At 39.6% G+C, this 13,415-nt stretch carries 14 protein-coding genes, 1 pseudogene and 1 riboswitch; of the genes and pseudogenes, 12 read left to right on the top strand and 3 right to left on the bottom strand.

Going from position 1 to position 13,415, the window contains the following annotated elements:
- Window positions 1-93: 93 nt before the first annotated feature.
- Both J7E63_RS01960 and J7E63_RS01955 read right to left on the bottom strand, forming a co-directional pair.
- Window positions 94-879, bottom strand: coding sequence for a spermidine synthase (locus J7E63_RS01960; RefSeq protein WP_215010049.1), 786 nt, complete (start codon window positions 877-879; stop codon window positions 94-96).
- Between the two features lie 98 nt (window positions 880-977).
- Window positions 978-1,124 (bottom strand): hypothetical protein, encoded by a 147-nt coding sequence (locus J7E63_RS01955; protein WP_215010048.1) that lies wholly within the window; start codon window positions 1,122-1,124, stop codon window positions 978-980.
- A 504-nt stretch (window positions 1,125-1,628) separates the two neighbouring features.
- On the opposite strand from J7E63_RS01955, the pseudogene J7E63_RS01950 reads away from it, so the two are divergent.
- Together J7E63_RS01950 and J7E63_RS01945 are read left to right on the top strand one after the other, a co-directional pair.
- Window positions 1,629-2,389 (top strand): annotated as a pseudogene (locus J7E63_RS01950) (TatD family hydrolase).
- A 184-nt stretch (window positions 2,390-2,573) separates the two neighbouring features.
- A complete protein-coding gene (locus tag J7E63_RS01945; RefSeq protein ID WP_215010047.1) occupies window positions 2,574-2,813 on the top strand; it encodes a glutaredoxin family protein in 240 nt (79 codons plus the stop codon).
- A gap of 69 nt (window positions 2,814-2,882) precedes the next feature.
- Here the strand turns inward: J7E63_RS01945 and J7E63_RS01940 are convergent, their stop codons facing one another.
- Window positions 2,883-4,148 carry a dicarboxylate/amino acid:cation symporter gene (locus tag J7E63_RS01940; protein WP_215010075.1) on the bottom strand — a complete coding sequence of 422 codons (1,266 nt, stop codon included), beginning with the start codon at window positions 4,146-4,148 and terminating at the stop codon, window positions 2,883-2,885.
- Window positions 4,149-4,407: 259 nt separating this feature from the next.
- Here J7E63_RS01940 and J7E63_RS01935 point away from each other — a divergent pair, with 259 nt between their 5' ends.
- The 10 genes from J7E63_RS01935 to J7E63_RS01890 all read left to right on the top strand — a co-directional run bounded on the left by J7E63_RS01935 (window position 4,408) and on the right by J7E63_RS01890 (window position 13,404).
- On the top strand, window positions 4,408-5,085 hold the full coding sequence (locus J7E63_RS01935) for a response regulator (RefSeq protein WP_215010046.1): 678 nt from the start codon (window positions 4,408-4,410) through the stop codon (window positions 5,083-5,085).
- Window positions 5,086-5,142: 57 nt separating this feature from the next.
- Window positions 5,143-6,744 carry a DcuS/MalK family sensor histidine kinase gene (dcuS, locus tag J7E63_RS01930; protein ID WP_374193693.1) on the top strand — a complete coding sequence of 534 codons (1,602 nt, stop codon included), beginning with the start codon at window positions 5,143-5,145 and terminating at the stop codon, window positions 6,742-6,744.
- A gap of 78 nt (window positions 6,745-6,822) precedes the next feature.
- A riboswitch (TPP riboswitch) is annotated at window positions 6,823-6,932 on the top strand.
- A 164-nt stretch (window positions 6,933-7,096) separates the two neighbouring features.
- Window positions 7,097-7,909, top strand: coding sequence for a hydroxyethylthiazole kinase (gene thiM, locus J7E63_RS01925; protein WP_215010044.1), 813 nt, complete (start codon window positions 7,097-7,099; stop codon window positions 7,907-7,909).
- Window positions 7,910-7,924: 15 nt separating this feature from the next.
- The gene (gene thiD / locus J7E63_RS01920; protein ID WP_215010043.1) at window positions 7,925-8,743 is read left to right on the top strand and encodes a bifunctional hydroxymethylpyrimidine kinase/phosphomethylpyrimidine kinase; all 819 of its coding nucleotides are present in this window, start codon (window positions 7,925-7,927) and stop codon (window positions 8,741-8,743) included.
- On the top strand, window positions 8,740-9,396 hold the full coding sequence (gene thiE / locus J7E63_RS01915; RefSeq protein ID WP_215010042.1) for a thiamine phosphate synthase: 657 nt from the start codon (window positions 8,740-8,742) through the stop codon (window positions 9,394-9,396). The genes thiD and thiE overlap by 4 nt, the downstream gene beginning before the upstream one ends.
- The gene (gene thiW / locus J7E63_RS01910) at window positions 9,396-9,908 is read left to right on the top strand and encodes an energy coupling factor transporter S component ThiW (protein WP_214716817.1); all 513 of its coding nucleotides are present in this window, start codon (window positions 9,396-9,398) and stop codon (window positions 9,906-9,908) included. The genes thiE and thiW overlap by 1 nt, the downstream gene beginning before the upstream one ends.
- A 25-nt stretch (window positions 9,909-9,933) precedes the next feature.
- Entirely contained in the window at window positions 9,934-11,259 is a 1,326-nt protein-coding gene (locus J7E63_RS01905; RefSeq protein ID WP_215010041.1) for an acetylornithine deacetylase, read from the top strand.
- Window positions 11,222-11,893 (top strand): thiaminase II, encoded by a 672-nt coding sequence (gene tenA / locus J7E63_RS01900; RefSeq protein ID WP_215010074.1) that lies wholly within the window; start codon window positions 11,222-11,224, stop codon window positions 11,891-11,893. The genes J7E63_RS01905 and tenA overlap by 38 nt, the downstream gene beginning before the upstream one ends.
- A gap of 7 nt (window positions 11,894-11,900) precedes the next feature.
- Complete coding sequence (locus tag J7E63_RS01895; RefSeq protein ID WP_215010040.1) at window positions 11,901-12,644, top strand: ABC transporter ATP-binding protein; 744 nt, start codon at window positions 11,901-11,903, stop codon at window positions 12,642-12,644.
- Window positions 12,634-13,404 carry an ABC transporter permease gene (locus J7E63_RS01890; RefSeq protein WP_215010039.1) on the top strand — a complete coding sequence of 257 codons (771 nt, stop codon included), beginning with the start codon at window positions 12,634-12,636 and terminating at the stop codon, window positions 13,402-13,404. The genes J7E63_RS01895 and J7E63_RS01890 overlap by 11 nt, the downstream gene beginning before the upstream one ends.
- Window positions 13,405-13,415 lie beyond the last annotated feature (11 nt).

Here is a 13,415-nt window from a genome sequence, read left to right as displayed (position 1 = left end):
TAGAGTTCATCACACATCCATTAGGAATTCCTAGAAAGATATGATCCATTTGAGTACATAGAATGGATTGTGTAAGGAGCCACATTTGAAATTCTAATCCAGTAAAGGGGGAAAGATATCCATAATCTGAATAGGGGTCGCTTCTCGAGGTGAATAGTCCTCCAGAACGTGCCGACTTGCAACGAAAAATAAATTTTGTTTCGATATTTTCTTAGGATCGGTAGCAAATAGCTTTACGTAGGGATAAATTCCTGAAATCGTCGCGTATAGTGTATGCAATAATTTATCATTACTTACCTTTCCAATATAATTCATAATTAGAATTCCTTTGTCGGACAGCTTTTCGTTTGTTAGAGTAAAAAATTCTTTAGTTGTTAGGTGAAACGGAATTTCACTGCTGCTGTACGCGTCCAAAAAAATGATATCCTGAGATTGTGCCTCCTGAGTTTTTAAGAGCGCTTGTCCATCACCGACTTCCACGTTCTTTCCCGTATACCCAAAGTACTTCTTGGATACCTCGACGACCAGCGAGTCAATCTCCGCCGTTACCAAATATTTATGCGAATAATAAGAGCTAACGGTGCCAATTCCATGGCCAATAATGTATCCTTTTTTAAAATGAGATGCATAGTGATCAATAAGATCAACTGTGATTCGACTGTATGAAGCGACTAGGCATTGCGGTTGCTCCATATTTATTACTCCTTGGACACCATCGGAAGAAAATTGAAGTATTCGGAATTTTCCTCGCATTCCTTCGTATTTACTTCGATCCGTAACGTATATATTTTGATACGAGCTTGAAGTCTTATAAATTAACGTGGATCCGTAACGTGAAATATGTCTTTCTAAACCTTCATTTCTATTAAACGGATTCATATATACACCTCCAAAATACGGTTATCGTATAAAAAAGACCTTCTTAGACTTGGCTAAGAAGATCCCTAAATTGACTGCGCATTTTAATCCTGCCTAAATTATAAGCAAAGAGCAGTAGCGATGCAGTCTCCAATACAAGCTTGTACGTCCGCACGAGCTCCGAGCAAAACAGCTAACAGTAAGGCTACAATCAAAACAATTGCAATAAGAACTTCAACAACACTTACTGTACAAGGAGTTTGCATGTGTCATCCCCCCTTATTATTTTTTTGATAAGGAAGATTTTTAATCTCCTTATATTAGACAAGCTATGGTGAAAGAAAGCGATTGGTACTAGTTATATATATCAATTTATGAAATTATATTATTGTCCTAATTGATGTTCTTTCCCATATATCCAAAGTACTTCTTGGATACCTCGACGATCAAAAGGCTGTCCAATTTTTTGGGAGAAGTGAAATGGGACTATTGGTATATTTCCTTGAGGGAAATGCATAAAAAGTCGAAAAAGAGAAAAATCATATATTTCCCTAAACCGCCATTTTATTAACCAAAAAAAAGCCTAGGATAGTAAGGAAATAGGTAATAAATGCCCCATCATTATGGAAATAATTTAAATTATTCCTTGGGAAAGCGCATGTTCAGACAATTATCGAGTTTTATTGTCGGAAAATTGAAAAATTTAATTGGGATAAAGTAGATTATTATTACAACAAGTTTGAATAAAGAAAGTGAGCATTTTGTTAAAAATGATTGATGCCCACATTCATCTCGATCATTATAAAGATGATGAGATTAGTCAGCTGATGGAAACTATTCCGCAAATTGAAAATCTGATTTCGGTTTCTTATGATTTAGAATCGTGTAAAAGAAACCATGGGTTTACGGGAAAATATCAAAAGGTGAGAGCCGCATTCGGATACCATCCTGAGCAGCCGCTACCGACAGTTGAACAGCAGAATGAGCTGTTCTCTTGGATGAATGATCATATTGACATTATGATAGCCATTGGAGAGGTTGGGCTTCCCTATTATTTACGGAAAAAACAAAAGGTTACCACTTGCCAGTACGAACAGTACATAAAGCTGTTAGAGGCTTTTGTTCAAAAAGCAAGTACATATGGGAAGCCAAATGTCCTCCATGCAGTCCATGAGGATGCTCCCATTGTTTGTGACCTTTTAGAAAAATACCCCATTAAAAAGGCTCATTTTCATTGGTTTAAAGGAGACAATAAAACTATTAAGAGGATGGAAAAAATAGGTACTATATATCGGTTACACCTGATGTGGTCTATGAAGAGGAGATACAACAAGTTCAAAGATATCCGCTAGAACAAATGATGATTGAAACAGATGGTCCATGGCCATTTGAAGGTCCATTTTGGGGAACTATGACACATCCGAATATGATGCTTGAATCCATTAAGGCAATTTCAAAAATAAAAAAATTGTCAGTAGAAGAAGTGTCGGAAAGATTATGGAAGAACACAAGATTATTTTATCAATTATAAACGCATTATTATGATTTGTACTTAGAATGGAGTATGATTATAAAAATTGTCGTCCTTTCAGACACGTATTTGCCTAAAAGCTTGCCAACTAGATTAATTGAAGAATTAGTCAATGCTGATTTAATCAGCATATCTTTTTCACAAAATAGCCTTCTGAAAATAATAAAAAAGGGGAACACGAATAATGAACAAGCCGGTAATTGTCTATACAACAAAAGACTGTATTGAATGTACGATGGTCAAAAAAGTTCTTAGTGAGGAAGGAATTGCTTTTGAATCCAGGGACGTGTTGGCAAACCCTGAATATCAGGAGGAAGTGGAGAAATTCGGTTTTCTAGGGGTTCCTGTTACTGTCGTTGATAATCGAGCAGTGAAAGGATTTACAAATGAATTAAAGGAACTAATAGAAATAGCAAAAAGTTAAGGTGCAGCTGTCAATTCAGTAGAAAAATGGCTTGGAGGAAAATCCCCCAAGCCATTTTTCTGTAATTTATTATGCACTAATTGATTTATCAGTTTTGCTACTTTCCAGTTCAGCGGTAGGGTGGAATTCGTTTTCCATCTTGGAAACAACCACAGTTGCCACACCATTTCCGATTAAGTTCGTAATCGCACGTGCTTCAGACATAAAACGATCGACACCTAGTAATAAGGCAATCCCTTCGACTGGTATTACAGGGAAAGCTGACAGGGTAGCAGCAAGGGTAATAAAACCAGAACCCGTTACACCGGCAGCACCTTTAGATGTCAACATAAGAATACCTAATAAAGTGATTTGATGCCAAATCGTAATATCGACATTGTAAGCCTGAGCAATAAAGAGCGCAGCCATTGAAAGATAAATAGCAGTACCATCTAAGTTAAAGGAATACCCGGTTGGAACGACAAGACCAACAACTGATTTGGAACAGCCGTATTTTTCAAGTCTTTCCATCATTCTTGGTAAAGCAGATTCAGAGGATGAAGTACCTAATACCAAGAGAATTTCTTCCTTAATATAAGCGATGAATTTCAAAATATTAAATCCATAAATTTTCGCGATTGTCCCAAGGACGAAGATGATGAAAAGAAACATCGTTGCATAAACGCTGCCCATCAATTTTCCAAGCGAGACTAACGAACCAAGACCAAAATTACCAATCGTATAGGCCATTGCACCAGATGCTGCAATGGGTGAAAATTTCATTACAATATTAACAATCTTAAAAAAGATTTCCGTAAATTGCTCAAACAAGGCAACAACTGGTTTCCCTTTTTGCCCTAAAGATGCAAGTGCAATCCCAAACAGGACGGCAAAGAATAAAATCGGGAGCAGCTCGCCCTTCGCCATTGCCCCAACAAAATTATCAGGAATAATTCCTAAAATAAATTCAATAAATCCATGACTAGTTTCATTTGCTTGCGCGGTAAATTGTGAAATATCTCCGCTTTTTACGGAATCTGTATTAAACCCAGATCCAGGTTTGATCACATTAACTAAGAGCAAACCAATAGCCAAGGCAAACGTCGTTACAATTTCAAAATACAGGAGCGCTTTCCCGCCGATACGCCCAACCTTCTTCAAATCCCCCATATTACCGATGCCAATGACTATTGTAAAAAATACAATTGGAGCAATGACCATTTTAATTAACTTGATAAAGATATCCGCCAAAACCTTTAATTCTGTACCGAATTTCGGAAAAAGAAATCCGATGACAATCCCAAGTACGATCCCCAATAATACTTGGACGGTCAAATTTTTAAAATTAATTTTCATTTCCACATACACCCCTTTGTTTAGTAAATCTGTTAACGCTTTCATCGCACCCAAGGACATAATAAATGAAAATTCAGACAATAGTAAGATTTTGGTCATATTGGTCTTATTGTTCCTTTTGTTATAGAAAATACCTTAGTTAACTCTCATAAAAATCGAACAAAATTGCTATCTATGAATTTACTATTTCAATAAAATAGGCCATGATAATAATATAAAGTGAAAAAATAATTTCATTTAATGTAAGGGGGAGCAGGGGATGTTTCCGTTAAAAGTACTATTGATTGAAGATGATCCGATGGTTCGAGAGGTGCACCGCCAATTCATTGATAGGATTGAAGGGTTTTCGATTATCGGAATCGCCTCTAATGGGATGGAAGGATTAAGATTAGTGAAAGAACTCAGTCCGGATCTGGCGATTATCGATATTTATATGCCTTATATGGGTGGATTGGAAATGCTCAGCGAACTTCGTTCAGAGGCCTATTCTGTGGATGTGATAGCGATAACAGCTGCGAGCGATATAGAAACCATCCACCGTGTTCGACAACAAGGGGCTGTTGATTACATCATAAAACCGTTTACCTTTGATCGAATTAAAAAGTCACTTGATAATTATAAAAACTATCGAGCCAAATTAGGAGAAAAGCAAGCTCTTTTACAGGAGGAGCTCGATCAAATTTTATTTATTGATAGCAAAGAAGAAAGCGAAAGAGAGAGTTTGCCCAAGGGATTAAATATGAATACGTTAATAAAAATTACCCATTTTATTTCGCAGGAAAAAGAACCTGTTTCTGCGGAAGAAGTGGCGGAAAGCATTGGAATGGCTCGGGTAACGGCTCGAAGATACCTTGATTACTTAGAAAAAGAAGGAAAAGTCAAGATTCATATTCATTACGGCGGCGTCGGAAGACCAATCAACCGTTACGGTGTTTAACGCAAATACCTTGAAAAGCTTGCCTGTGAGAAAGGGGGAATCATGTTGGGGTGGAAAATAAGGTTGTCCAAACCAAAACTTCGTTTACAATCGACGATAACCCTGCTGGTTTGTATCGTGGTCGTGATGGCATTGTTAGTAACCGAGATTTTAATCACCAACAGAATTTCACAAGAAACAGAGAAAAGCCAAACCGAGAAAGCAACAGATATTGCGAGGATTGTTTCACAGTCACCAATTGTCATTAATGGACTTAAAAATAAAACAGCAGAGAAGGATATCCAAACATTTGCGAATGATATTAAACAGTCAACGCATGTTGAATTTATCGTCGTGATGGACATGTATGGAACAAGAAAATCACATCCTAACCGCAACCTATTAGGTTTGCATTTTGTCGGTGGGGATGAAGGACCAGTCTTAAAAGGGAAAGAGCATATTTCCATTGCCAAAGGGACATTGGGATTGTCTTTACGCTCATTTGTTCCGGTGTATGATCAAGAAAATAAACAAATAGGAGCAGTCGCGGTTGGGATTTCTTTAGAAAAAGTTAATCAGGCGATCGAACAAAGTAGGAAAATTATTTTGATCGGTGTGGGAGTAGGAATTCTAGTTGGGATTCTAGGAGCCCTTTTTCTAGCTAGAAAAATCAAAGCGATTCTTTTTGGACTTGAGCCGAGTGAGATGGCAAAATTGGTTGAGGAACGTAGTGCGATGCTCCAATCCACAAAGGAAGGAATTTTGGCAGTTGACCAGGATGCGTTTACCACTCTTGTAAATAATGAGGGGATCCGACTTCTTCAAAAAGCTGGCATTCATGGGTCCTTTTTAGGAAGAAAAGTGGATGACTACATGCCAAATTCTATGCTATCTTCTGTTCTAGAAACGGGGGAATCTCAATTAGACCAAGAACAAGAAATCAATCATATTACCATTTTAACCAATCGGGTTCCGGTGGTTGTCAAAGGAAAGATTGTCGGTGCGATTGCTACATTCAGAGAAAAAACCGAAATCAAGCAATTAGCTGAACAATTAACCGGTGTAAAGCTATACGCGGAAGCACTGAGAACCCAGTCACATGAATTCATGAATAAACTGCATGTAATATCAGGTTTAATTCATATGAAAGACTATCAAATGGTCTCGTCATATATTACCAAAATTGTCGATCACCAACAAACTGAAGTAGAATTTGTTGTCAGTCGTTTTAAAGATCCTGTTTTAGCAGGTTTTATTTTAGGAAAACTTAGCTTCGCTAGGGAAAATGGATGTGAATTAATCATTGATGGGGAAGGAAGTCTACCTGAACCACAGCAGCAGGAAATAACCCATGAAGTGGTAACGATTCTCGGGAATTTAATCGATAATGCACTAGATGCTGTTGCGGACCGTCCACATAAAAAAGTTACCTTAAGGTTTGACTTTTACGATGAAGTCCTAGCGTTGGAGGTCCATGATACAGGACAAGGAATCGATGAGGATGTAAGACATCGCTTATTTATCAAAGGGTATTCTACCAAGGGTGAAAATCGGGGAATCGGTTTATCATTGGTGCAGAGAAGCTTGGAAAAATTAAATGGACAGATAGAAATTCATTCCCAAAAAGATAAAGGGACAACATTTATTGTTACTTTCCCATATAAAAGCAAACAACAATAATAATGTTATGTTAACTGGTACTTTTTCCTTTACATTCTAGTACCATAGGAATATTATGTAGTTAATTAAATAAAGTATTAGATCTACTAGGGGTGCCCTGTAAACAGGCTGAGAGAAAATGGTGAAATTTTCAACCCTTCGGACCTGATCTGGATAATACCAGCGTAGGAAAGTAGCCAAGTGAATGTTAATTATTTCTTTGACTAACTAACCAGGTCCTTTTATGGATCTGGTTTTTTTATTTTGGCTGTTTAAAGGTCATTGTTTATTTTTAAAGCTAATTTGATGGAGCGGAAATCATCGGCCAAGTTTAACCGAACCTTTATTTTAAATAAGAAACGGGGAAATTGAGATGGAAAAAAACAGTTTGTATGAAACGTTGGAAGAAGTTAGAAAGGTTAACCCGCTTGTACATAATATTACTAATGTTGTCGTCACAAATTTTACAGCAAATGGGCTCCTTGCCCTTGGTGCCTCACCGGTTATGGCATATGCAGTTGAGGAAGTCGCAGATATGGCCAAGATTGCAAGTTCATTAGTATTGAACATTGGAACATTAAACCCACAGACAGTAGAATCGATGATCATTGCCGGAAAAGCGGCCAATGAATCCGGTGTTCCCGTCATTTTTGACCCGGTTGGTGCGGGGGCTACTCGATATCGAACCGAAACCGCGCAACGAATTATGAACGAGGTAAAAGTCTCTGTGATTAGAGGAAACGCAGCCGAAATTGCCAATGTGGTTGGTGAAAAGTGGGAAATCAAGGGCGTCGATGCTGGGGATGTAAAAGGAAATATCATTGAACTAGCTATTACTTCAGCACAAAAATTGAATGGACTTGTCGTCATCACTGGAAAAGAGGATGTCGTATCGGATGGGAAAACAACCTATGTCGTGTCAAATGGACATCCAATTTTAACGAAGGTGACAGGCACTGGCTGTTTATTAACCTCTGTGATTGGAGCGTTTGCAGGAGTGGAGAAGGACCTGCTTCAAGCTTCAGTGGCTGCTTTAACGTATTATGGAATCGCGGCAGAGAAGGCAGCAGCAAAAACAGTTGAAATGGGACCTGGAAGTTTCCAAATCGAATTCTTAAACCAATTAACTTTAGTTTCTTCCGAAGATATCATTTCACATGCTTCTGTTAAAAAATTCAATCGATAACTGGGGGTAATTTAAATGAAAAAAGCATTAACAATCGCTGGTTCTGATAGCGGCGGTGGAGCAGGAATTCAAGCGGATTTAAAGACATTTCAGGAACTAGATGTTTTCGGGATGTCGGCATTGACTGCAGTAACGGCCCAAAATACATTAGGCGTCCATGCTGTCTATCCAATGACGGCTGAGGCAGTCGTAAAACAGATCGAAGCGATCGGCGAAGATATCGGTACGGATGCGGTGAAAACAGGCATGCTTTTTAATGCTGAAATCATCGAGGCCGTCGCTGCACAGCTTAGAAATTATCAATGGCAAAATATTGTTGTCGATCCAGTCATGATTGCTAAAGGTGGCGCTTCCTTGTTGCAAATGGAAGCCATTTCTGCCATGAAAAAATACTTATTGCCGCTAGCAACGGTAATCACCCCGAATATTCCAGAAGCGGAAGTACTAACGGGTATGTCGATTCTGACTGTGGAGGATAAACTGGAGTCTGCTAAAAAACTACATTCGTTAGGCGCAAAAAATGTCGTGATTAAGGGCGGCCATGATGAAAATGAGTCTGAATCCACTGATTTATTATTTGATGGAAAGGAATTTTACTACTTTACCAGCAAGAGAATTCAGACAAAGAACACACATGGAACCGGTTGTACTTTTTCCGCAGTAATTACTGCTGAACTAGCAAAAGGGGAAACTCTATATGAAGCAGTATGTAAAGCAAAGGATTTTATTCAGGCGGCAATTGAGAACCATTTGGAGATCGGGCAGGGACACGGGCCAACTAACCATTGGGCTTATCGAAAAAGAAAAAGCGCTAAGGAGCTGGCTGAATTATGAAAAATTTACGAGCGGCTTTAAGTGTTTATTTTATCATGGGCAGCACCAACTGTTTAAAGGATCCAGTCGAAGTTTTAAAAGAGGCGATTGCCGGAGGGATTACACTTTTTCAATATCGAGAAAAGGGTGACGGCGCGTTAACTGGAGCTGACAAATATGCACTCGCGAAAGAACTCCAAGCCATTTGCAGAGCACATCATATCCCTTTCATTGTTAATGACGATATCGAGTTGGCTTTGGCAATTGATGCGGATGGTGTACATATCGGACAAGAGGATGAATCGGTGTACGCAGTTCGGGAAAAGATCGGCGATAAGAGAATCCTTGGGGTTTCCGTCCATTCAACGGAAGAAGCAATGACAGCAATAAGCGGTGGTGCTGACTATTTTGGCATTGGCCCTGTTTTTCCGACAAAAACAAAGTTGGATGCCAAACCATCACGGGGAACAATACTGATCGAAAAATTGCGAAAAGATGGCATTGATATTCCGATTGTTGGGATCGGAGGGATCACGGTAGTAAACGCTCAATCGGTAGTGGAAGCTGGGGCAGATGGGGTTTCCGTTATTACGGCCATAAGCCATGCAGAATCACCAATCGAAGCAGCCAGGGCGTTAAGAAGTAGTGTCGGTATTAAAGGAGAAGTATTCTAGTGAACAAAACACATAAACTGACGTTAACTGCGATGATGATAGCGATCGGTACCATTTCAAGCAATCTGTTCTATATACCGATTGGATTTACAAAGGTCTTCCCGGTTCAGCACTTTTTGAACGTTTTATCAGCCGTTCTTTTAGGACCTTATTATGCTGTAGCTCAAGCCTTTTGTGTATCCCTGTTAAGAAACCTGATGGGAACTGGTTCGATTTTTGCCTTTCCTGGAAGTATGGTTGGAGCTTTACTGGCCTCGCTATTATTTTTGAAAACTAGAAAGATCTATCTTGCTTTTATCGGAGAAGTAATTGGAACGGGTATCATTGGGGCACTGCTTTCTTACCCAATCGCTACTCTTTTTCTCGGTCAAAAGGCAACATTATTTGGGTTTATTCCATTATTTATATTTAGCTCGTTTGCTGGAGCGCTGATTGGATTTATTATTTTAACCGTATTTTTAAGAAAGAAAGTTTTGATTGTTAGTGAAAATGATACCACTATCAGGAACTAATCATCGATAGTAAGGGAGTGAACAAATGAAAGAGGATCTGCTTGAAAAAATCGCACAAGAAGTAGAAGCAAGAGAAGCGGAATTAATCGAATTGTTGACCACACTTATCGCGTTTCCAACCGTTAGTCCTCCTGCACGGAATACAAATGATGTCCAGGAATTTATAAAAGGGTATTTAGAAAACATGGGATTTTCCACAGATAAGTGGGATGTCTATCCCGGAGATCCGAATGTGGTTGGCAATTTACCTGGTGAATCTTCTGATCAATATAATAGTTTGATTGTAAATGGTCATGTGGATGTCGCGGAAGTTGGGGATAATACAGAATGGGATTATTCTCCGTTTTCTGCCTATCGCAAAGATTCCTACATATATGGACGTGGTGTGGCCGATATGAAAGGTGGAATTGCGGCATCACTAATCGCTATTAAACTTTTAAAAGATCTGGGTATCCCGCTCAAAGGTGATCTCCAATTTCAATCTGTTATCGGTGAAGAAGTTGGAGAGGCTGGGACGCTGGCGTGCATTGAGAGGGGTTATACCGCTGACTATGCAGTAGTGGTTGATACAAGTGATTTACATATTCAAGGACAAGGCGGAGTCATAACTGGATGGATTACCATTCAAAGCAAAGAAACTTTTCATGATGGAATCCGTAGGATGATGATTCATGCAGGTGGCGGTGTTAAAGGGGCCAGTGCGATCGAGAAAATGATGAAGATTATTTCGGGACTACAAGACTTAGAACGCCACTGGGCCGTTACGAAAAGTTATCAGGGCTTTCCTCCCGGCACAAATACGATTAATCCTGCCGTTATTGAAGGTGGCAGGCATGCAGCATTTGTGGCCGATCGCTGTGCTCTATGGGTTACGGTTCATTTTTACCCGAATGAAGACTATGAAGAGGTTATTAAAGAAATAGAACAACATATTGGTGCAGTTGCAGCAGCAGATCCGTGGCTTCGCGAGAATCCGCCACAGTTTGTTTGGGGCGGAAAATCAATGATTGTTGATCGTGGTGAAATTTTTCCATCGTTAGAAATTGATTCTGATCATCCTGGAACGAAGGTTTTAGCTAATTCCTATGAAAAATTGTTAACAGACAAGCCGACGGTGGGCATGTCAACCACCGTTACAGATGCAGGCTGGCTGGGTCGAGCTGGTATACCAACGGTCATCTTTGGCCCTGGTAAATTGGAAGATGCCCATGCAGTAAATGAAAAGGTTGAAATTCGGCAATTATTAGATTTTACAAAAGTATTAGCTGTATTTATCGCGGAATGGTGTAACACGAGGAAGGAAGAGTATGGAAATGAAACTCACCGAAAGACTTTATCAATCAGTAAATGATGTATGGGAGAAAACCCATCAACATCCATTTGTAGTCGGAATAGGTACAGGGGATCTGCCTGTTGAATCCTTTATCCGCTACATGAAACAGGACTATGTGTTTTTAATTGACTACTCTAAGCTGTTTGCTATAGGGGCTGTTAAGGCAAAGGATATTGAAACCATGGCCGCATTTGCGAAGCTTTTGCATGAGACATTGCACGGGGAAATGGATCTGCACCGACAGTATGCTGAAAGGTTTGGAATTACCCATCAACAGCTGGAGGAAACAAAACCAACGCCGATTAACTTAGCCTATACTCGGTATATGCTAAATGTTGCTCAAACAGGTTCGCTCGAGGAATTAATCGCTGCTCTCTTGCCGTGTATGTGGAGCTACTGGGAGATTAGCAAGATGCTAGCAGATACCTATCCGAATGCTAGTGATCATCATCTTTATGGAGAATGGGTGAAAATGTACTCTTCTAATGAATTTGGTTCATTAGCAACTTGGTTGATCGATTTGTTAGATAGATTGACAGAGGGTAAATCGGAGCGGGAATTAGCCAACTTAGAAGAACACTTTCTGACTACATCAAAATTTGAATATATGTTCTGGGATATGGTCTATCAGGGAGGCGAGTGGCCTGTCTAACTCAACCATGTTAACTATAAAAAACCTATCCTACTCTTTTCAAAGTGAAGGAAACTCCAATCCTATTTTCAATCAAATTTCACTAGACATTAAGCCAGGAGAGTTTGTCTCAGTGATAGGCGCAAGTGGATCTGGAAAGAGCACTCTTTTTAAATTGATTACTGGTTTACTTGAACCTGATCAAGGAGATATTATGGTCAATGGTCAGAAGACTGGAAAGAGATTAGGGAGTATCGGTTACATGCCGCAAAAGGATCTGCTTTTACCATGGAGAACCGTTTTAGAAAACGTGTTACTACCTTTAGAAGTGACAAAGGAACCAAAGCAAGCGAGAATTCCTGAAATACGAGAGTGGTTATCGCGGTTTGGTTTGGCAGAATATGAAAAAGCTTATCCGAATGAACTTTCGGGAGGTATGAAGCAGCGCGTAGCTTTTTTAAGAACCCTTATGACAGGGAAGGATCTTTTATTATTGGATGAGCCCTTTGGCGCACTCGATTCCCTGACAAAACGGAACATGCATAGCTGGTTATTAGGACTGTGGGGGGAATTACAAAAGACTGTATTGTTCATTACCCATGATCTTGAAGAAGCGGTTTTGTTGAGCGATAGAATCTATTTGCTCCAAGACACCGGAATCAAAGAAATGATGGTCAACCTGGTGAGACCAAGAAGTTCACAGCTAATCTATCAATCAGAGTTTATTACGATGAGAAAAGAACTGGAGTGGCTGATTCACAATGAAAGCTAGTTTGAAAAAATGGACGGAACAGTACGGTTTGTTTTTGATCGTGGTGATCCTCCTTGTCAGCATATGGGAATGGGTCGTCAGGCAAGGCATGATTCCATCCTTTATTTTGCCAGCGCCTTCGGCTATTTGGGGGTCATTACAAGAAAACCGACAGCTTTTATTTGAAGTGCATTTGCCCGCTACCGTAAAGGAAGTTCTGATCGGTTTTGTGCTCTCCGTAATCGGTGGATTATCGCTGGGAGTTGCTATGCACTTTTCTCGTTCCATTGAAAAGGTACTATATCCATTTCTTGTTATCTCACAAACGGTGCCGCTAATTGCAATTTCACCGATTTTTATTATGTGGTTTGGCTATTCGATTTGGAGCAAAATTGCCGTGACTATTTTAACCGCCTTCTTTCCCATCGTCGTAAGTACCTATGATGGGTTGAAATCTGGTGGAAGTGAATACCGGGAATTACTGTTAACAATGGGCGCCAATCGCTGGACAATTTTTAAAAAAATCCAAATTCCCATGGCGTTACCAGCCATTTTTTCAGGATTGAAGTTGTCAGTAGTTTATTGTGTTGTCGGAGCGACGGTTGGTGAATGGCTGGGTGCTAGTGAAGGCCTAGGGTACTTCAGTCGACGAATGTCTGGTAACTTACAGGCAGACTCCGTGTTTGCTGCAATATTTTTATTATCGCTTTTAGGGATTGTGTTGTTTTTATTCATAGGTTTATTGGAAAAACAGTTATTGAAAAATAAAATTCGCAGCTAGAAAGGGAGTAA

It is taken from the genome of Bacillus sp. ISL-75 (assembly GCF_018613095.1).
This window is presented reverse-complemented; position numbering and strand designations above follow the sequence as displayed.